General features: G+C 36.0%; 23 protein-coding genes and 1 pseudogene. 6 read left to right on the forward strand and 18 right to left on the reverse strand.

What is annotated here, in order from left to right; genetic code table 11:
• Window positions 1-56: 56 nt before the first annotated feature.
• The 5 genes from DMB95_RS09525 to recA form a co-directional block, all read right to left on the reverse strand.
• Window positions 57-218 (reverse strand): hypothetical protein, encoded by a 162-nt coding sequence (locus tag DMB95_RS09525; RefSeq protein ID WP_162056698.1) that lies wholly within the window; start codon window positions 216-218, stop codon window positions 57-59.
• A complete protein-coding gene (locus tag DMB95_RS01650; protein ID WP_142930641.1) occupies window positions 218-889 on the reverse strand; it encodes an AMIN domain-containing protein in 672 nt (223 codons plus the stop codon). The genes DMB95_RS09525 and DMB95_RS01650 overlap by 1 nt, the downstream gene beginning before the upstream one ends.
• Complete coding sequence (locus DMB95_RS09530; RefSeq protein ID WP_442861441.1) at window positions 876-1,058, reverse strand: hypothetical protein; 183 nt, start codon at window positions 1,056-1,058, stop codon at window positions 876-878. The genes DMB95_RS01650 and DMB95_RS09530 overlap by 14 nt, the downstream gene beginning before the upstream one ends.
• A gap of 89 nt (window positions 1,059-1,147) precedes the next feature.
• Complete coding sequence (gene eno / locus DMB95_RS01655) at window positions 1,148-2,389, reverse strand: phosphopyruvate hydratase (protein ID WP_142930642.1); 1,242 nt, start codon at window positions 2,387-2,389, stop codon at window positions 1,148-1,150.
• On the reverse strand, window positions 2,386-3,417 hold the full coding sequence (recA, locus tag DMB95_RS01660) for a recombinase RecA (protein WP_142930643.1): 1,032 nt from the start codon (window positions 3,415-3,417) through the stop codon (window positions 2,386-2,388). Before recA ends, eno begins: the two co-directional genes overlap by 4 nt.
• Window positions 3,418-3,601: 184 nt before the next feature.
• On the opposite strand from recA, the gene DMB95_RS01665 reads away from it, so the two are divergent.
• Genes DMB95_RS01665 through DMB95_RS01675 form a run of 3 tightly spaced genes read left to right on the forward strand, consistent with a single transcriptional unit; the run spans window position 3,602 to window position 5,564 of the window.
• On the forward strand, window positions 3,602-4,465 hold the full coding sequence (locus DMB95_RS01665) for a menaquinone biosynthesis family protein (RefSeq protein ID WP_137631994.1): 864 nt from the start codon (window positions 3,602-3,604) through the stop codon (window positions 4,463-4,465).
• A 59-nt stretch (window positions 4,466-4,524) separates the two neighbouring features.
• Window positions 4,525-4,791, forward strand: a complete 267-nt coding sequence (gene fliQ / locus DMB95_RS01670) for a flagellar biosynthesis protein FliQ (RefSeq protein WP_137631995.1) — start codon at window positions 4,525-4,527, stop codon at window positions 4,789-4,791.
• Complete coding sequence (locus DMB95_RS01675; protein WP_142930644.1) at window positions 4,788-5,564, forward strand: UDP-N-acetylmuramate dehydrogenase; 777 nt, start codon at window positions 4,788-4,790, stop codon at window positions 5,562-5,564. The genes fliQ and DMB95_RS01675 overlap by 4 nt, the downstream gene beginning before the upstream one ends.
• Here DMB95_RS01675 and DMB95_RS01680 read toward each other — a convergent pair.
• From DMB95_RS01680 to DMB95_RS01700, 5 genes are all read right to left on the reverse strand, one after another.
• Window positions 5,557-6,318, reverse strand: a complete 762-nt coding sequence (locus DMB95_RS01680) for a hypothetical protein (protein WP_142930645.1) — start codon at window positions 6,316-6,318, stop codon at window positions 5,557-5,559. The genes DMB95_RS01675 and DMB95_RS01680 overlap by 8 nt on opposite strands.
• Before the next feature lie 9 nt (window positions 6,319-6,327).
• On the reverse strand, window positions 6,328-7,092 hold the full coding sequence (locus tag DMB95_RS01685; protein WP_142930646.1) for a 3'(2'),5'-bisphosphate nucleotidase CysQ family protein: 765 nt from the start codon (window positions 7,090-7,092) through the stop codon (window positions 6,328-6,330).
• A gap of 38 nt (window positions 7,093-7,130) precedes the next feature.
• Complete coding sequence (locus DMB95_RS01690) at window positions 7,131-8,399, reverse strand: citrate synthase (protein ID WP_142930647.1); 1,269 nt, start codon at window positions 8,397-8,399, stop codon at window positions 7,131-7,133.
• A gap of 114 nt (window positions 8,400-8,513) precedes the next feature.
• Window positions 8,514-9,707, reverse strand: a complete 1,194-nt coding sequence (locus DMB95_RS01695; protein ID WP_142930648.1) for a cation:proton antiporter — start codon at window positions 9,705-9,707, stop codon at window positions 8,514-8,516.
• Window positions 9,688-10,524, reverse strand: a complete 837-nt coding sequence (locus tag DMB95_RS01700) for a biotin synthase (protein ID WP_142930649.1) — start codon at window positions 10,522-10,524, stop codon at window positions 9,688-9,690. The genes DMB95_RS01695 and DMB95_RS01700 overlap by 20 nt, the downstream gene beginning before the upstream one ends.
• A gap of 124 nt (window positions 10,525-10,648) precedes the next feature.
• Here DMB95_RS01700 and DMB95_RS01705 point away from each other — a divergent pair, with 124 nt between their 5' ends.
• Window positions 10,649-11,146 carry a flagellar FLiS export co-chaperone gene (locus DMB95_RS01705; protein ID WP_142930650.1) on the forward strand — a complete coding sequence of 166 codons (498 nt, stop codon included), beginning with the start codon at window positions 10,649-10,651 and terminating at the stop codon, window positions 11,144-11,146.
• A 29-nt stretch (window positions 11,147-11,175) separates the two neighbouring features.
• On the opposite strand, the gene ung is transcribed toward DMB95_RS01705, so the two are convergent.
• The 6 genes from ung to modA form a co-directional block, all read right to left on the reverse strand.
• Window positions 11,176-11,865, reverse strand: a complete 690-nt coding sequence (ung, locus tag DMB95_RS01710) for a uracil-DNA glycosylase (protein ID WP_142930651.1) — start codon at window positions 11,863-11,865, stop codon at window positions 11,176-11,178.
• 110 nt (window positions 11,866-11,975) lie between these two features.
• A complete protein-coding gene (locus tag DMB95_RS01715; protein WP_238386853.1) occupies window positions 11,976-13,772 on the reverse strand; it encodes a PhoX family protein in 1,797 nt (598 codons plus the stop codon).
• 71 nt (window positions 13,773-13,843) lie between these two features.
• A complete protein-coding gene (locus DMB95_RS01720; RefSeq protein WP_137632004.1) occupies window positions 13,844-14,728 on the reverse strand; it encodes a sulfate/molybdate ABC transporter ATP-binding protein in 885 nt (294 codons plus the stop codon).
• A gap of 8 nt (window positions 14,729-14,736) precedes the next feature.
• Window positions 14,737-15,417 carry a molybdate ABC transporter permease subunit gene (modB, locus tag DMB95_RS01725; protein ID WP_202922011.1) on the reverse strand — a complete coding sequence of 227 codons (681 nt, stop codon included), beginning with the start codon at window positions 15,415-15,417 and terminating at the stop codon, window positions 14,737-14,739.
• A gap of 3 nt (window positions 15,418-15,420) precedes the next feature.
• Window positions 15,421-15,804 (reverse strand): hypothetical protein, encoded by a 384-nt coding sequence (locus DMB95_RS01730; RefSeq protein WP_142930652.1) that lies wholly within the window; start codon window positions 15,802-15,804, stop codon window positions 15,421-15,423.
• A complete protein-coding gene (gene modA, locus DMB95_RS01735; protein ID WP_142930653.1) occupies window positions 15,805-16,554 on the reverse strand; it encodes a molybdate ABC transporter substrate-binding protein in 750 nt (249 codons plus the stop codon).
• Between the two features lie 174 nt (window positions 16,555-16,728).
• On the opposite strand from modA, the gene DMB95_RS01740 reads away from it, so the two are divergent.
• A complete protein-coding gene (locus tag DMB95_RS01740) occupies window positions 16,729-17,721 on the forward strand; it encodes a YeiH family protein (RefSeq protein WP_142930654.1) in 993 nt (330 codons plus the stop codon).
• A 2-nt stretch (window positions 17,722-17,723) separates the two neighbouring features.
• Here the strand turns inward: DMB95_RS01740 and DMB95_RS01745 are convergent, their stop codons facing one another.
• Complete coding sequence (locus DMB95_RS01745; protein WP_142930655.1) at window positions 17,724-18,041, reverse strand: DMT family transporter; 318 nt, start codon at window positions 18,039-18,041, stop codon at window positions 17,724-17,726.
• Between the two features lie 80 nt (window positions 18,042-18,121).
• A pseudogene (locus DMB95_RS01750) lies at window positions 18,122-18,460 on the reverse strand (DMT family transporter); the annotation flags it as partial.
• 236 nt (window positions 18,461-18,696) lie between these two features.
• Between DMB95_RS01750 and DMB95_RS01755 the strand changes: the two are divergent.
• Window positions 18,697-19,275 carry a cytochrome c3 family protein gene (locus tag DMB95_RS01755; RefSeq protein WP_142930657.1) on the forward strand — a complete coding sequence of 193 codons (579 nt, stop codon included), beginning with the start codon at window positions 18,697-18,699 and terminating at the stop codon, window positions 19,273-19,275.

Here is a 19,275-nt window from a genome sequence, read left to right on the forward strand (position 1 = left end):
ATTTGCAAATAAAAGCGTTATTTTATCACAAATAAGCTAATATTTAGTTTTTTATTTCAAGCTTTTTTGTTTTTATCAAGATAAAAAAACACAAAGGCGATAAGGACATAAAAAAGCACAAGAGCTACAGCAAAGAAAAAATGAGCTTGCAAAAGCATATACAGCACTACGCCCAGATAGCAAAGCGAGATAAAAAGTAAATTTTCTTTTGTTGGCATTATAAAAGGTGCAAGGTGTAGCCGCTAGCGTCTTTTTCAAGGCGGTAATTATACTTGCCGTCCATATAAATAACAAGGCGGTAATAGCCTTTGTGCGAGCCAAGTATCATTCTTGTGAAAGGTGTGTTTGAGCCAAGTTTGATATTTTTGGTATTAAAGGCAGTGTCTCTTTTAAAATCAAGCACGATTTTGCTTGGATTTCCCACGATAAAATCGCTAATCATCTCATCTTGAGTGTTGATTTTAATGCGGTTATTAAAGCTTGCAAAAGAGATAAATTCTTCAAGTTTGCCATTATTTTCTGGGAATTGAAATTCAGTGCTTGAATTAAGTTCAGCTTCTGTAGGAAGAGCTTTTTCTGGTATGGTAACAGATACATCAAGCACGGCTGTAGAATTTGGCTTTGAAGCCTTGCTAAGTAAGTAAAGATTGTGCCAATCTATGCTTTTGTTGATATCCACGACTAGAGTTTTTGTCGAGCCATCAAGGGCTATGTATTCAAGTTGAATGCTTTTTAAAATCCTAGCGTCTGAATTAAAGCGAATTTCAGCCTTGTCAAATTCTGGTGCAATAGCGTTTTGATCTATGCTTTGAGGGCTGATAAAAGGATTTTGATCAGCGTTTAAACTCAAACATAATAAAAAAATAAAAAATAAATTATTTGTTTTCATTTGGATACAGTCCTTTGAGTTCAAAATACTCTTTTTGCGCCAAAGCATTTTGTGTCTTTAGCCATGCAATGCGTTGATTAAGCTCTTTTTTAGTGGCTTCAAGGGCAAGCAAGGTTTCAAGCGAGCTTTGCCCAAAAAGCATATTACCAAAATAAATCGCTGCGATGATCGCACAAAAGCCATACGCGCAAAGCCTTAATAACTCTTTGCGGAATTCTTTTTTACGAGTGCGTTCATCGTATTCTTTGAGTAAATCGCTCAGAGTTTATCTCCTATAAATTCATCACTTGAAAGCTCTATCTCAAGCAAGCGGTTGTATTTTGCGGTGCGTTCAGCTCTTGCTAAAGCTCCTGTTTTAATCTGCCCTGTGTTTAAAGCCACAGCAAAATCAGCGATAAAATCATCTTCACTTTCCCCAGAGCGGTGACTCATCACGCATTTGTAATTATGCCTTTGAGCCAAACGCACTGTTTTCATCGTTTGTGTGATAGTGCCGATTTGATTTGGTTTGATTAAAACAGCATTTGCCATTTTTTTAATGATACCCTCACGCAAAATTTCTTCATTAGTTACAAATAAATCATCGCCCACAAGCTGAATTTTCTTACCCAAAGCTTCAGTAAGCTTGATCCAACCCTCATAATCATCTTCAGCCAAACCATCTTCAATGCTACAAATTGGATACTTCGCACAAAGTTCTACATAGCGAGCGATTAAATCCTCACTTGAAAAGCTCTTGCCCTCAAGCTCGTATTTACCGTTTTTGTAAAGCTCTGTGCTTGCAACATCAAGAGCGATTTTGACTTTATTTTCATAGCCTGCTTTTTTGATACAAGTCATTAAAAGCTCGATAGGCTCGGTATTATTAGCTAAATTTGGAGCAAAGCCTCCCTCATCGCCAAGTGCGGTTGAATGCCCTAAACTTGCAAGCTCGCTTTTTAAGCTTGCATAAATTTCACATACTGCTCTTAAAGCCTCTTTAAAACTAGTAAAACCAAAAGGCATAATCATAAATTCTTGAAAATCCACGCTATTGTTTGCGTGAGCGCCTCCATTGATGATATTACACATTGGTACCGGTAACACGCTTGCGTTTGCTCCGCCTAAGTATCGATATAAAGGGATATTCAGCGAATTTGCAGCTGCGCGCGCTACTGCCATACTTACACCTAAAGTCGCATTTGCTCCTAAATTTGCATAATTTTTACTGCCATCAAGTTCAAGTAAGCTTTGATCGACCTTGTTTTGATTAAAAGCGCTTAAGCCTCTTAAATTTTGAGCAATTGTGCCATTGACATTTGCTACAGCTTTTAAAACGCCCTTGCCGCCAAATCGTGCATCTTTATCCCTAAGCTCTAAGGCTTCTTTTGAGCCTGTGCTTGCTCCACTTGGAACTATAGCAGCTCCGACTGATCCATCTTCAAGTAAAACTTCTGCTTTTATGGTTGGATTGCCTCTGCTATCAAGCACTTCAAAGGCTCTTATGTCTTTGATTTTCATTCTTCTTCCTCCTCTTTATCATCACTTGCTAAAGCTCCTTCTATACCCATAGAACCTTGTATGGCTGTGACTATTTCTTCAGCTATGGCTGGATTTTCTTTCAAGTAAGCCTTAGCATTTTCTCTACCTTGTCCTAATTTGCTTGCCTTATAAGAAAACCACGCTCCGCTTTTATCGATAATATCAAGCTTTACACCATAATCAACGATTTCGCCTTCTTTAGAAATTCCCTCGCCAAACATTACATCAAATTCAGCCTGTTTAAAAGGAGGCGCGACTTTATTTTTGGCTACTTTTACTTTAACGCGGTTGCCAATTGGCTCTTCATTTTGCTTTAAAGTGGCTATCCTTCTTACATCTAAACGCACTGAAGAATAGAATTTCAAAGCATTTCCCCCTGTGGTAGTTTCTGGAGTGCCATAACCCATAGCACCTATTTTCATACGAATTTGATTGATGAAAATCACGGTGCAGTTCATTTTATGCACTATACCAGTAAGCTTTCTTAAGGCTTGACTCATCAAACGCGCTTGAAGCCCCACATGTTGATCGCCCATATCTCCTTCTATCTCAGCCTTTGGTGTAAGAGCTGCCACACTATCAACGACGATAAGATCAATTGCTCCACTTCTAGCTATGGTTTCAACGATTTCTAAGGCTTGCTCGCCAAAGTCTGGTTGAGAGATGTAAAGATTATCTGTATCTACGCCTAAATTTTTAGCATATTTTACATCAAGAGCGTGTTCAGCGTCTATAAAAGCACATACTCCACCAGCTTTTTGACACTCTGCGATGATATGAAGGGTAAGGGTTGTTTTACCGCTGGCTTCTGGTCCATAAATTTCTATAATCCTACCCTTTGGCACACCTCCTATGCCAAGAGCAAGATCAAGCCCAACTGAGCCTGTGCTGATAAAGTCAATGTGTTCGACTTCTTTGTCGCCAAGTCTTAGTATAGTGCCTTTGCCAAAGGTTTTATCTAGGCTTTTTAGTGCTGCATCAAGGGATTTTTTCTTGCTTTCATCCATACTCTTTCCTTTGTAAAATTCAAAGTTTTATTTTACACCATTTATGTTTAAGGAAAGTTTTATTTCGTATAAAAAATGAAAAATTTCTATCCAAGCATTTAAAATACTTGATTTTAGTTCAGTAAAATTAGCTAAAAAGTGCTATAATATAGCCTTGTTTTAAAAATTTACAAAAAGGCTTGAAGTGAAAAAGTTAGTTGAAGTGGCTCATTCTCCTGATGCTGATGATATTTTTATGTATATGGCGATTAAGTTTGGCTGGTGTGGCGAGGAGTTTTGTTTTAAAAACTCAGCCCTTGATATACAAACGCTTAACGAAAAGGCTTTAGAAAATGTTTTTGATGCAAGTGCCATTTCTTTTGCCCTGTATCCTTTAATCGCTGATGAATACGCTCTTTTACGCACAGCAGTAAGCTTTGGCGAGGGTTATGGTCCAAAGCTCATCAAGAAAAAAAGCACGCACTTAAAGTCAAATTTCAAAGTCGCTTTAAGTGGAGCAAATACCACAAATGCTTTAATCTTTCGCCTTAAATACCCACAAGCTCGCATAGTATATAAAAATTTCCTTGAGATAGAAGCAGCGGTGCTAAGCGGGGAAGTTGATGCTGGCGTGCTTATCCATGAAAGCATTTTGGATTTTGATGAAAGCTTGTGCGTGGAGGTTGAAATTTTTGATCTTTGGCTTGAGTTTGCAAAAGAAAATTTACCCTTACCACTTGGTGGAATGGCTTTGCGTCGTTCTTTACCGCTTAGCGATGCGATTAAAATAGAGCAAATTTTAACTCAGGCTGTAAGTTTAGCTGATCATAACCGCTCTATCTTAAGCAAAATGCTTTTGCAAAGGGGCTTAATCCGCGTTGATGAAGCAAAACTTCATACTTATCTTGATTTGTATGCAAATAAAAACTCCATTAGTATGAATGAAATTCAGTTTAAGGCTGTAGATAAGCTTTTTGAGCTTGGTTTTAAGGCTGGATTTTATGATAAGCTCATTCAAAGCAAGGATTATCTTATCCCGCTTGAGTATGAGGCTTTAAGAAATTCATAATTTTGCGTTTAAAATGATGAAATTTAAGCTATAATTAGGCAAAAATGAAGAGGAATTAAATGGAAAGTTCTTTAGTAGCTTTAGGCGTGCAAACTTTTAAGGTAACGCTTATGCTTTCTTTACCTATGCTTTTGGCTGGGCTTATCGCTGGGCTTATCATCTCTATCTTTCAAGCTACAACGCAGATCAATGAAATGACGCTTTCTTTTGTGCCAAAGATTTTGCTTGTTGTGGTGGTGCTGATCTTTTTAATGCCTTGGATGATGAATACTATGATTGACTTTACCACAGGGATTTTTGAGCAAATTCCAACTTTTATACGATGATTGTTGATTTTAAAAAATACTCAAGCGTTCGCATAGGCGAGGCATTTGAGGTTGAAATTTTAGATACTAAGCGTGAATTTAAGGGCTTTGTTGTAGGTGGGGCAAACAATTTGCTTGTTTCGCCAAGCCCTAAAAAACTTGCTCTTTTGGGAAAAGAATTTGACTTTATTGAAGTTATGGAGCAAAACTCAAGCTCTTGCACGTTAAAAATAGGCTGTGCGTGTAATGCTAAAAAAATCTATCTTTTTGCCAAAAAACACAATCTTGCCGGCTTTGAATTCTTAGGTAAAATTCCCGGGCTTTTAGGTGGGCTTTTAAAAATGAATGCTGGCTTAAAAGATGAAAATATCAGCAAAAACCTCATAAGCATAAACACTGCTAATAAAGAGCTTTTAAAGCAAGATTGTGCCTTTTCTTACCGCTGTTGTGGAGTAAAAGAAGTGATGTTTGAAGCGATTTTTAAGCTTGAATACGGCTTTGATGAAAAGAAAGATGAGGCTTTAAAACAAGCTAGAAACAACCAGCCAAATGGGGCAAGTTTTGGCTCTATCTTTAAAAACCCAAAAGATGATTTTGCAGGAAGGCTTATCGAAGCTGTGGGACTTAAAGGCTTTAAAAAAGGAGATGCCATGATAAGTCAAAAGCATGCAAATTTTCTCATCAATACCAAAAACGCAAGCTTTGAAGATGCTCTTTTTTTGATAGAATTGGCTCAAAAAAGAGTATTTGAGGAATTTGGCATTCATCTTGAAAAAGAAGTTATTCTCATCTAAGTTTTGTGGCAAGTTTGGAGAAATAGTCTTTTAAAAAAGAGCTGATTTCCTCGATACTAAGCTCATAGTTTGCTTGAGCTTCTTTTTGCTTTAAAAGATCAAAGTAAAAGCTTAGGTATTCGTTTTTGATGATCTTGTTTGTGCGTAAATTGACGATTTTATATAGCACGCCGATTTTTGCGACTTTTTTTTGCATGAGCCATTTTTTTTGAATTTCTAGCTCGAAATTATCTAGCACTATGAAAAGTATGTATTCAGGGGCTTTTGCATACATTCTTTCAAGATCAGCTTCATAGTTGAGTAAATTTGATATATCAAACATAAGATGCTTTTTATCTTTGCTTAGAGCAGTAAAGTTGCTTGGAGTTTGATAAAGTATGTTATTTTGCTTGTTTAAAAGCTCTAAGCTTCTTTCAAGGCTTACTTTTTCAACAAAACGTTCAAAGATATCTGCGCTGAGTTCATTTGCACTTGCATTAAATTCTTCTAAATCAAGTTTAAAAGCTGTGCTAAAGCCGGTTAAAAGCACGAAGTCTTTGGAGCTATCCTCATAACGCAAATATAAATTATTTTTTACCAGCTCTTTTGAACTATCAAATAAGGCTTTTTCGTTATTTGAAATTTGGCTTTGCCCTAGATCAATAAGCGTAAAATCATCATTTGCTTCAAGTTTGATGATGATTTTATTGGCAAATTCATTACCAAAACAAAAGCTTAGCGATAGCACAAAAAGAAAAATAAGAATTCGAATCACAAAAAGTTCCTATAAGATAATAGTATGAAAGTTTTCTTTTTTACTTAAAGCGATAAAACCGGGGCATAAGAAGCTTTTTTGATTGTAAAGTAAGGGTGTATGGTTAAAATCACACATCAAGCCTTCATTTTGATTGACTAAAAAATCCCCAGCGGCTATATCCCAAGAATGCAAGCTTTCAAAACGATGATAAATGCCAGCCTTTCCTTCAAGCAAGAGCTTAAATTTAAGTGCTGAACTGATCTTAATCGTCTCAAGAGCGTTTTGATCTAAAAAGGCTTGGTTTTTTTCGTTTGGGTGATGCACGCTAACAAGAGCTGTTTTTTCGCTTGCTTTAAATGCGTTTTCATCTTTTTGAAGCAAGGTGTCGTTTTTATATACTTTGCTTTCTTTGTGTGCGTAAAAGCATTCATCTGTGCTGGGTTGTTTGATGATGCTTAGAATTGGTCTTTGATCTTTTATTAAAGCGATAAGTATGCAGTATTCATCACTTCCTTTGATAAAGCCTTTTGTGCCATCAAGCGGATCGATAAGCCAGAAGTGTTTTAAGTGCTTTCTTTCATCATAGCTTATAGGCTTTTCTTCAGAGCAAATAGGAATATTGCTTTGACTTAAAATTTCGATCAAAGCTTCATTTGAAGCTAGATCAGCAGAGCTTAAGGGGCTTAAATCATCTTTTTGCCATACCTTAAAATCATTTTTTACATTTAAGATAGCTTTAGAAGCCTTTGAGCTAGCTTCTAAAGCGATACTAAGCAAGCGATCAAGATTCATTTTACCCCTTTATATGAGCGTGATTATAGGGTAAAAGATTAAACCTTTGGTTTTTCTCCGATGTAAAGTTGTCTTGGACGCACTATCTTAAGGCTTTCTTGTTCTTTAAGCTCTATCCACTGAGCGATCCAGCCCGGAGTTCTGCCGATAACAAAAAGCACAGCAAACATTTCATTTGGTATGCCAAGAGCTTTAAGTATTAATCCGCTGTGAAAATCCACATTTGGATATAAATTGCGACTTACAAAATACTCATCACTTAAAGCGATCTCTTCGATACGAGCAGCGACTTTAATCAAATTTGTATCAATATCTATAGCATCAATAAGCTCATCTCTAAGCTTTTTAAGCACTTTTGCACGAGGATCAAAGTTTTTATACACTCTATGCCCAAAGCCCATAAGTCTGAATGGATCGTTTTTATCTTTTGCTTTTTTGATAAACTCATCAACGCGATCTGGCGTGCGTATCATCTCAAGCATACGAATCACCCCTTCATTTGCTCCTCCATGAGCATGCCCCCAAAGCGCACCTATACCAGCACTAATACACGCATAAGGATGAGCATGTGTTGAGCCAACAGCACGAACGGTTGAGGTTGAAGCGTTTTGCTCATGATCAATATGAAGCATAAAAACCGTGTCTAAAGCTTTAATCTCAATAGGCTTAAGCTCAACATGATCATAAGGATAAGTGCGAAGCATATATAAAAAGTTTTCAGTAAAACCGCGATCTAAATTTGGATAGGCTGGTGGAAAGCCGTGTTTATAGCGATAAGCTGTAGCTGCGATAGTAGGCATTTTAGCGATGATTCGTGCTGCCATTTCCATATATTCTTCTTTAATATCCATATTTAAATGATCTGGATAAAAGGCTGAAAGTGAGCTTGTTGCAGCTTGTAACACAGCCATAGGATGAGCATTATCCGGAAATGCATCAAAAATTTTACACATACCCTCATGGATAAAAGAACGTTTTTTAAGCTCATAGCGAAAGGATTCAAGACGTTGTGGACTTGGAAGCTCTTTATATAAAAGCAAATACACCACATCTAAAAAGAGTTTGTTTTTAGCAAGCCATTCTATAGGATAGCCCCTGTGCATTAAAACTCCATTTTCTCCATCTATATAGGTGATCTCACTTTTACAACTTGCTGTTGAGGTAAAACCCTCATCATATGAAAATAAACCAGTTTGCTTATAAAAGCTTGACATATCTACTACGCTTGGTCCTATAGAAGCGTTATAGATCGGAAATTCGTAGCTTTTGCCATTTCTGTTGTCTGTTACGCTGATTGAATCTGACATTGTCGTTCTCCTTGTTAAGTTATGTATAAGATATACTAACAAAAAAGGGCTTAATTTACTCTCAGCTTTGAAAGGCAAAAAGTCAAATTTGAGTATAAAAGTAACTTTTTTAGTTTAAGCTTTATATTCATTTGTTACTTTTTTAAAGTTTGTGATAAGTTTAATCAAGCTCATCGCAAATACAGCTTCAAGTAAAGCTGTTAAAATCAAAGCTGAATAAAGCTCAAAATCAATAACCTTTGCATTAAAACCAAGCGTAGCCGTAGCGATAAGTAAAGTTAAAGGCATGGAGTGGCTGAGTGCAAATAAAATGGTATTTTTAAGCTCAAGTTTTTTAAGAAATACCAAAGCACAAACAAGCCTTAAGCCAATCATCGCCAAAAGCAAATACAAAGCATCTTCAAGCACACCTAGTTCTACAAGCAAGTGTAAATTTAGCGTCGAGCCTATATAAATGAAAAAAATCGGGATTAAAAAGCCATATCCAAAGCCAGCAAGCTTTTCTTCTAAGTCTTTTTTGTGGTTGAAAAAAGTCGCGATAAATGAGCCTGCTATAAAGGCTCCAAGTGCGATTTCAAGATGAGCTAGTATCATGGTGATGATGACAAGGATTAAAATCGCCATACAAAAGCGAATATCTTTTTCGTTTTTATCCTGCCAAGGCATTAAAACAAGTCTTAAATTTGGATACCACCAAAAAAGAATGCCTAAAATTTTAAAACCAAACAAGCAAAAGACTAAAAATGCAAACAAATAAAGTAAATTTAGCCCCACATCAAACAAAGTCGTATCCTGCAAAAATGCCCCTGTGATAGTAAGCAAGATGATACTGACAACTTCAGCTAAAGTTGCTACAAGCATAGCAAGATTAAGCCACTCACAATCCTTACCAAAGTCTTTAAACAAAATAGATAAAAGCCCAACACTCATCACCGGTAAAATAATGACAAAAATAAGACTCAGCCCATACGCACTCACAGCGATAAAACTGATGAGGTAAAGCAAGCTTATATAAAAAATACTGCGTCTAAAAAGGCTTTTTTGCATAGTAAAAAAAAGTCTTAAATTTACTTCCATACCAGCAATAAACATCAAAAAATAAAAGCCAACATTAGCCAAAAGATGAAAATTCTCGCTCTTTCCCACAAAGCCAAAAAACGCCGCTAAAGCCCCAAGTATGATCTCAGTAGCTGAAACAGGCAGCTTTAAAAGCTTGGCTATATAAGGTGATAAAAGCAAAACACAAGCGATAACAAGTAAAATTTTAAGATCGATTAAAGCTTGAGCGTCAATGGCATTGTGTAACAAAGCTAAATCCCCTTTTTTCAAGCTCTTGTATGTCTTTACAAGCTTCTTCGCCTTTAGTGGTAAGATAATCCCCTATCACCACAGCACTTGCTCCATACTCAAACACTTCATATTGTCTTTCTTTTAGCACGGCTTCACGCCCACCAGCGATCATAATATGTGTGTTTGGTAAGTCTTTTTTGCTTTGTTTGATGATATTTAAGGCTTCATCTGTGCTGAGTTTTTTAGGCTTGATTGAAAAATTTTCATTGTGTATAAAAAAATTAATTGGCGAGGAAAAAGGCTCAAGCTCTTTTAAACTCTTTCTAAAACTTATCCTATCATCTTCACTCTCACCAAGTCCATAAATTCCACCACAGCAAAGCATAAGTCCGGCTTCTTTGGCGTTTAAATTCGTCTCAAATCTGCTTTGCCAGCTGTGTGTGCTGCAAATTTGAGGATAAAATTCTTTTGAAGTTTCAAGATTGTGATTATATGAAAATACCCCAGCCTTAACAAGTTCTTTGCACTGATCAAGGCTTGCAAGTCCGTTACAAGCGATAAGCATGAGTTCAGGTTCAGCCTTTTTTACCGCATGAGCTGCTTTGCAAACATACTCAAGCTTAGTATCATCAAGCCCAAGTCCAGCACTCACCAAACAAAAGCCTAAAGCATGGTTTTTCTTTGCCATTTTTGCTTCAAGCACGATTTGTTCTATATCTTTTTGTTTATATTTAATGATATCAGTTTTTACAAAACGACTTTGAGTGCAGTATTTGCAGTCTTCAGAACAATTTCCACTTGAGATATTGCAGATCGCACAGAGCATTATTTGCATGATTTTGCCTTATATTTAAAATTTAAAGTCTATATTTTAGCAAAATTTATATAAAAACAAAAACTTTATTTTTGGAACGATTTTTGCTTTTCTTAAATATAATTTTAGATTTGAAGGAAAAACAATGAGCAAAGAGCTTGAAATTTTCAAAAAACACTTAGGTGAGGTAAAGGCACAGGGCGAATTTGACGCGAAGCAAGTTTGCACGCAAATCAATGACGCGAATGATTTTATCGGTGCTTTACAGGTTTTGGATTTGTCCTTAAAAAAGATCGAGCAGAATTTAAAAGCAAGGATAGATGAAGATTTAAGTGAAGAACAAAAAAGAGGGCTTGACGCACAGACTTCTCAACTTATCCAAAATAGCTCTTTTATGGGAAATTCTTTATTTGATAATAGCTTTTCAATCGGCGTTTCAGGGCAAAGCTTTGCTTTTGAGATACAAAATCCTTTGCTTGTGCTTGAAAAAAGTGATTATAAAGGCGTTTTAGCTTATATAGAAGATAAAAGAGAAGAGATAGAAAATCTGCTCCTTGATCTTGCAACCGCCATTAGCTTAGGCACTCCAAGCAATAATTTCATGGGAGCAAATGACTTTGATTTTAAAGGCTTATTTCGCTAAAAATTTCAGCTTTATTCAAAGCTGAAATTCTAAGCATTTAAATCCCACTCAATAGGCTTTTTACCTTGTTTTATAAGCCATTCATTGCTTTTTGAAAAATGCTTACAGCCTAAAAAACCTGTGCGAGCAAGCGGGCTAGGATGAGCTGCTTCTAAAACAAGGTGTTTGCTTGTATCAATAAGGCTTTTTTTAGAGCGAGCAAAATTTCCCCACAGCAAAAATACCAAGCCTTGTTTTTCCTTACTTAAAAGAGCGATAACTGCATCTGTAAATTCCTGCCAGCCAAAGTTTTGATGACTTGCTGCTTTGTTTGCTTCAACGCTAAGAATGGCATTTAAAAGCAAAACTCCTTGTCTTGCCCACTTGGTTAAATCCCCATTTTTGCTTGGTTGTATGCCAAGATCGGCTTGTAATTCTTTGTAAATATTGATTAAAGATGGTGGCACACGCACGCCATTTGGCACGCTAAAACTTAAGCCCATAGCCTGATTTGGCTGATGATAAGGATCTTGTCCGAGCAAGATGATTTTAAGCTCATGTAAAGGCGTGAGATTAAAAGCGTTAAAAGTAAGTTTGGCTGGGGGATAGATAGTTTTGCCATTTTGCAAAGCCTGTATATAATTTTGCTTAATCCTTGAAAAAAAAGGCTCAAAAAAGAGAGGCTTTAAAAAATTTTTCCAGTCCTCATTCATGGCTATATCTTCAAGCTTGATTTGCATTTTTTTCCTTATTTTAAGTAGTTTGAGTGCGAATTTATATGAAAGAGTATAATAAAAAAGCTTAAAATACAAGCTTGCCTTAAAATCAAAAGCAAGCTTGTGTGTAAAATTTAGCTTCCTATGACGCCTCCATCAAGCTTTCTTATTTGCATGATAGCAGAACGAGGGGTTTTTCCATAAGGAAAATGCGAATTTGCAAGCTTTTCTCCTGGGTGTTGAATGCCTACAAATAAAGTTGTATAATCCTCATTAAAGGCTATGCCTGTTACTTCACATGCTACTGGTCCTGTTAAAAAACGTCTTAGCTCTCCTGTGGCAGGATTTGCTGCTAGCATGGTGTTGTTTCCCATGCCCTCGTATTCTCCTTTATTTGAGTAGTTGCCATCTGTTTGTATCCAAAGTCTGCCATCTTTATCAAAGGCAAGTCCATCTGGGGAATTGAATTTATTTTCACTGGTGATATTATTTGAGCCTTTATAAAGTCCTTTTTGATTGTCTGGATTGCCAGCAAGCGCAAAAAGTTCCCAAGTAAAAGTATCTTGAGTGTGTGAATTTTTAGGCTCAAAACGTATGATTTGTCCGTAAAGATTTTTAATACGAGGATTAGCAGGATTGGCTTCTTTGCGTTTAGAATTATTTGTAAGCGTTGCAAATACAGCTTTTGATCCAGCTTGCTTATGACTTGCTATCCATTCACAACGATCCATAGGCGTAGCTCCTACTAAAGTGCCTGCTAAGCGAGCTTTTATAAGCACATCGCCTTGATCCTTAAAGCCATTTTCTGGGGTGAGCTTGCCTTTGCCAAATTCAAGTGCAAGCCATTTACCCTCGCCTCTAAACTCATCTTGCTTGCCATTAAACTGAGCCACATATAAGGTGCCCTCATCAAGGATTTTATCACCAGCTTTACCTTTGATAAATTTGTGCTTACTTACAAATTTATAAATAAACTCATTTGCCTCATCATCGCCCATATAAGCTACAACACTACCATCTTTTTCTACGATAAGCTCGACATTTTCATGTTTAAAACGTCCAAGTGCGGTGCGTTTAATAGGCGTTGAGTTAGCATTCATAGGATCGATCTCAACCACCCAGCCAAAGCGGTTGGCTTCATTTTTATCATTTGCCAAATCAAATCTAGGATCAAATTGTTCCCAGCCATACACGCTTTTAGCTGAAAAGCCATAACGTTTTAAGCTTTCATCTTCAAGTATTTTTTCATCAGAGCAGCCAAAAAAATCATCTATATTTTCTTCACAAGTAAGATAAGTTCCCCAAGGCGTTTGTCCATTTGCACAATTATTTAAAGTGCCATAAACAAAGCTTTTACCAGCCAAAACAGCCTTAGCAGCAGCTCCGCTTACGCTCATTTTGGTATGTGCGTCTATGCGGCGGTTGTATTTTGAGTCTTTGACAACTTCATAATTTTCGCCTTTTTTAGCTATCTCAAAAACAGATACCCCAAGGCTTGCTTGTTCGTATTGTATATCTGTTTTGCTTAAATTTTTACCCTCATGTTTAAACATGATTTCAGGATTGATGTATTCATTATTTACACAAAGTATAGCTCTTTCTTTGCTTAGTGGAAAAAAGCTCATTCCATCGGTATTATCGCCAAAAACCCTAGAAGCGTTTTTTACAGAAGCTTGAGTGATATTTTTGCTCTCATCAAAAGCTAAGGCATCGCTAAAAAGGGCATCTCCCCAAGTGATAAGCACCTTTGCTTCATAGCCTTGTGGGACTATAACCTTATCTTCAGTGCTTGATTTTATAGCCTTAAAGCCTAAAAGTTCTTTGTCTTTAAGCAAACTTGCACTAAGATTTATACCGCCAAAAAAACTTACCATAGAAGCCACAGCAGCACCGCGTAAAAAAGCCCTTCTTTCACAGCTCTTTTCTTGCATATGTATCCTTTCATAAAAAATAAAGAATAAAATTTTAATGCTACTAAGAAACTTTTTGACTACATTAAGTTTTATTTTTCAAGTTTAAGTATGAGAGGATTAAAGGCTTTCCCAGCGATGATTAGAGTATCGCCTATCTTAAGTGAGGCGTAATTTTGCTTAAACTCAGCCTCGCTTAGCGTGATTTTAACAAGCTCTTGGTTTATTAAAAGTGTGAGTATGATTAAAATATCAGCTTTTTTAATCTCAAGCACAGTGGCGCTAAATTGTAGTTTGGCTGAAAAGTTTGAGCGTGAAAAAAGCTCGCTTGGCTTGCCATCTTGAATGCATTTTCCATATTCAAGCTTAATCACTCTTGAAGCAAGCTTGTAAATTTCGCCTATATCATGACTTACAAGCAAAGTTGTAAGCTTAAAATGCCTTGTAAGCTTTAAAAGTTCATCTTGTAAAAAGCCTCTCATCTTAAAATCAAGCGCAGATAAGGGCTCATCAAGAAGTAGAATTTGAGGATTAAAAGCTAAGGCTCTAGCTAGAGCTACTCTTTGAGCTTGTCCGCCTGAAAGCTGGTGTGGATAGGCTTTTTCAAGGCTTTTTAAGTTCATTAATTCTAAAAGCTCATCGATCTTTTTTTGCTCGCCTTTTAAAGCAAAGGCTAAATTTTCACGCACATTTAAGTGTGAAAAAAGTGCATAGTCTTGAAAGACAAAGCCTACCTTTCTTTTTTGAGGAGGCAAAAAGATATTTTTATGACTATCTTGCCAAAGCTCATCATTCACCTTTATATAGCCAAACTCTGGTTTTATAAGTCCAGCGATAATGCGTAAAATCGTCGTCTTTCCAGCCCCGCTTTCACCAAATATACATACAAACTCCTCAGCCCTTAGCTCTTTTTGAACTTCTAAAAATGTATCGCCATTTGCTGTTTTCATAGGATGTTTGATGTGGATTTTAATCATTTTTTCGCCTAAAAGGAAGTGAATTTTTTATTGACAAAGAACAAGCTTAAAAGTATGATAAAAGAAAGCGCAAAAAGCACAAAGGCGTATTGGTGTGCTAGAGTGTAATTTAAAGCCTCAAGCTCATCATATATAGCTATGCTAGCAACCAAAGTTTCGCCTTTTTTATGTCCGCCTATCATCATCACAACGCCAAATTCGCCTATAGTATGAGCAAAAGCTAAAACACAACCTGTAAAAATACCTACCTTTGAGCTTGGTATAATCACTCTTAAAAGTGTGATAAATTTGCTTTTTCCTAAGGTATAAGATACTTCAATAAGATTTTTTGGCACACTTGAAAAAGCACTTTGAATAGGAGAAACCATAAAAGGCAAAGAAAAGATAATACTAGCAATTACAAGCCCTTCAAAGCTAAAAACAAGCTTTATACCAAAAGTTTCATCTAAAAAGCGTCCAAAAAAATTTGCTGGAGAAAAAGCCATTAAAAAATAAAAACCAAGCACGCTAGGCGGTAGCACCAAAGGCATAGAAACGATAACTTGCACCACGCTTTTAAAACGAAAATTTGTATAAACAAGAGCATAAGCTAAAGCCACAGCTATAAAAAAAAGCAAAAAAGTAGTGATAAAAGCAAGTTTAAAGGTTAAAAACAAGGTTTGTAAAAACTCAGGGTTTAAAATCTGCATATTTTACACTTTTAACATAATATCACTTGGCTTTATATAGCCAAAAATCTTTTGTGAAGGAGCTAAATTTAAAAGCTCAAAGGCTTCATTACTCAGCAAAGCACTTAAATTATCTTTAAAAAAAACTTGGCTAAGAATTGCGCCTTTTGTAAAGCTTTGAATTTCTAAGCTAAGCTTGTTTTCAACGCCTAAAGGTAGTTCTTTAGAGCTTAAGATCAGCTCATCTTCTTTAAAAAGTAATTCTATGTTTGAGTTGAGCTTAGCTTGCAAAGAAGGAAAATCAAGCATTAAAACATTAAAAATTTCCCCTCGCTCAAGTTCAACTTTTACAAGGGAAATTTCATCTTTGTGATGAAAGCTTAGGATTTTTCCAGCAAGCACATTCATTTATCTTGTGCCAAAGCCATATTTTTCAATGATAGCCTTGCCTTCTTTAGAAAGTACAAAATTTGAAAACTCAGTGGCAAGTTTTTTGCCCTTAGCGTATTTTGTGATGACAAAACTTTGCTCAAGTGGGCTAAAAAGCTTACTATCAACAAGCACGGCTTTACCTTTTGGCTTATTTATAGGTGAAACTAAAGAATAAGCAACTATACCAACTTCAGCAGCAGCTGTATCAACATGAATAACAGGTTGAGAGATATTATCGCCTAAGACGATTTTATCTTTAAAAATATCATAAATTTTTAAGTTCTTAAGACTTTGCTCAGCTGCTACTCCATAAGGAGCGACTTTTGGATTGGCTATGCTTAAGTGTTTTATGTCTTTTGCTTTACTTGCAAGAGCTTCTAAGCCACCTTGTAAAAACTTCTCATCAAGAGAGTAAAGAGCCACAACGCCTAGAGCATACACAGCTGGCTTAGTGATGGCATTGCCATCTTTTTCAATCTGTGCGGCGTATTTTGCATCAGCTGAAAAGAAAAGATCAAACTCACGCCCCTCTTTTAAAAGCTGATAATGCTTGCCAGAAGCCCCAAATATAAGCTCAACCTCATCTTTTGGGTGTTTTTTGATAAACTCATTTTTAACTTCTTGCATAGCTTTTGAAGCTGAAGAAGCTACAAATACGCTGATTTTTTCAGCCCACAAAGAACTTGCAAGTAATAAACTTGCTAAAACAAAAAGCATTTTTTTCATTATTTTTCCTTAAAAATTAAAATTATGTTATTGTAGCATAATTTATTTCTATTTTTATTTTAAAATTGCATAATTTTTATTTGGGTGTGAAGGTGTTATTTCAAAAAAATAAATGCAAATTTTGTTTTAAATTTTCACACAAAATGCTATAATTTTTAGTTTTAAGGAAAAATAATGTCAAATTTTATCAAAGGTTTCGCACTTACTTCTTGTCTTGCTTTAATGGGCTTTTTTCTAGCTAAGCTTTCTTTTTTTGAGGCTTTACATCTTTCGCCTTTAATCATAGCCATTGTCTTAGCAGCGTGTTTATCACCTTTGTATCTTAAGGTGCATTCAAATTTTGATAAAGGTGTAAGCTTTAGTGCGAAAAAATTGCTTCGATTTGGCATTATTTTGTATGGTTTTAATGTCTCGCTTTTAGATATCGCAAATGTCGGTATAAGTGGAGTTTTGCTTGCTTTATGTGTTGTTGTATTTGTTTTGGGGCTTGGAATTTGTATAGGCGTGCGGTATTTTAAGATAGATAAAGAACTTGCGATCTTAATCAGTGGTGGAAGTGCGATCTGTGGAGCAGCTGCGGTTTTGGCTTTAGAAAGTGCTTTTCGTAGCAAAGCTCAAAAAAGCGTTATTGCGATCTCTTCAGTAGTGGTTTTTGGGCTTTTATCTATGCTTGTGTATCCTTTGTTATATTTTAGTGGAATTTTACCCTTTGATGACACGCAAATGGGCGTTTATATAGGACTTGCTTTGCATGAAGTGGCAAATGTTGTAGGAGCAGCAAGTAGTATTAGCGATGAAAGTGCGGCTGTGGCGATCATCATTAAGATGATACGCGTGATCTTGCTTGTGCCTGTGCTTTTGATCTTACCTTTGTGCTTTAGTAAAAGCGAGCAAGGGGAGAAAAGAAAACTTCATATCCCTTATTTTGCGCTTGCTTTTTTGGCTGTGATAATTTTTCATTCTTTTGTTCCTTTGCCTGAATTTTTACTTGACTTTTTTAAAATTCTTTGCGTTTTAAGTCTAAGTGCAGCTATGGCAGCTTTGGGCTTGCAAATTGATCTTAAAAGCTTTGCAAGTCTTGGAAAAGACGCTTTTAAGCTTGCTTTTGTGCTTTTTGTGATCTTGCTTGTGCTTGGCTTCGTGCTTGTATTTTTCTTTGTGCGTTAAATTTAATGAGAAACAAGCTTTAAACCTACACTACACAGCAAGATAAGCCCTACAAAAACAAGTTTTAAAGCATTTTTGCTTTCTTTGAAAAAAAGCACGCCCACGATCACGCCCCCGCCAGCTCCTATACCTGTCCATATCGCATAAGCTGTGCCAGCTGAAATTTCACGCATAGCCAAAGACAAAAAGCCAAAAGAGCACATAAATAAAATAACAATGGCAAGAAAATATATCTTTTTTCCGCTTTGTATGTGCTTTTTCATCGCGATCACACCAAGAATTTCGATACACCCAGCAAGTATTAAACAAAACCAGCTCATTTTATCTCTCCTAAAAGCTCATCTTCAAGCTCGTTTAAACCAAGATCAGAGCTTAGTTTCTCCACACTTTCTTCATCATGTTCTTGACTCATAAACTTAAGTCCTATGACGCTAAGTATAAGCACGCTAATAAGAGAAATTTTAAGCCATGAAAAAGGCTCATTAAAGATAAACATTTCGCCTAAAACTACCCCAGCCGTGCCAATACCTACAAATACAGCATAAGCGATACTTACCTCTATCTTTTTCATCGCCAAAATCGCACAGCAAAAAGAAATGAGTATGCCAAGTCCTGTAAAGATATAAAGAGCAAAATTATCAGCGTGTTTAAGCCCATTTACCCAAAAGCACTCAACAATACCTCCAAGTATGATTAAAGCCCAAGCAAGATTAGTGCTGATTTTTGTTTGTTTTTTCACAGCTTTTCCTTAAAATTTGAGTGTAAATTTAAAGCGGGATTATAATAAATTTTAAGCAAACATTGAGTTAATAAGATTTAATTTTGCATCGCTTTAGAATAATATAAAATTTGAAATTAAGCATAATATTAAATTACTATTTTACAAGCATTTAAAAAATTTGATATTTATTTAAGAAATAATTTATTATCTTTAAAATAGAATAATAAAAATTTAAATTTATTCAAGGAGCAAAAATGAAAAAACTCATTTTCTTTCTTTTGGCAAGTTTTTCTTTGTGTTTTGCTAAAAATGAGCTTTTCAGTGATAAAGTCATCTCGCTTTATCAAAACAAAGACGATACTAAAGTCATTGGCAGGCTTTTGCCAACAAATGCCTTTAGAGTTGTTAAAACTGAGGGCGATAAGCTCTTGCTAGAAATTTCAGGTTTTGTAAATCCTAAAGCCCCTTCAGTGCTGTATTTTAACGATTATCAACGCATTATCGTCGCAGCATTTTCTAAAAATGCCAAGCTTCATTTCATCAAGCAAAGCAAAGGTAAAAATGGTAAATGGAACAGAGCGAGCATACAAATGTGGGCTGATAAGGCTGATTTTGCTAAAAGCGATAAAGAAATGCTTGCACGAGCAAGCTCGCTTTATACAGAAAATTGTGGCATTTGCCATACCGCACACAAGATAAATGAATTCACAGCTAATGCTTGGCCTGCTGTGTTTCGCTCAATGGCTGATCGCACCGGCATTGATAAAGCAGATCGCTGGCTTGTGATTGAATACTTGCAAAAAAATGCAAAAGATTTTAAAAAAGGAAAATAA

The sequence above is a fragment of the Campylobacter sp. MIT 12-8780 genome (genome assembly GCF_006864535.1).
Lineage (GTDB): Bacteria > Campylobacterota > Campylobacteria > Campylobacterales > Campylobacteraceae > Campylobacter_D.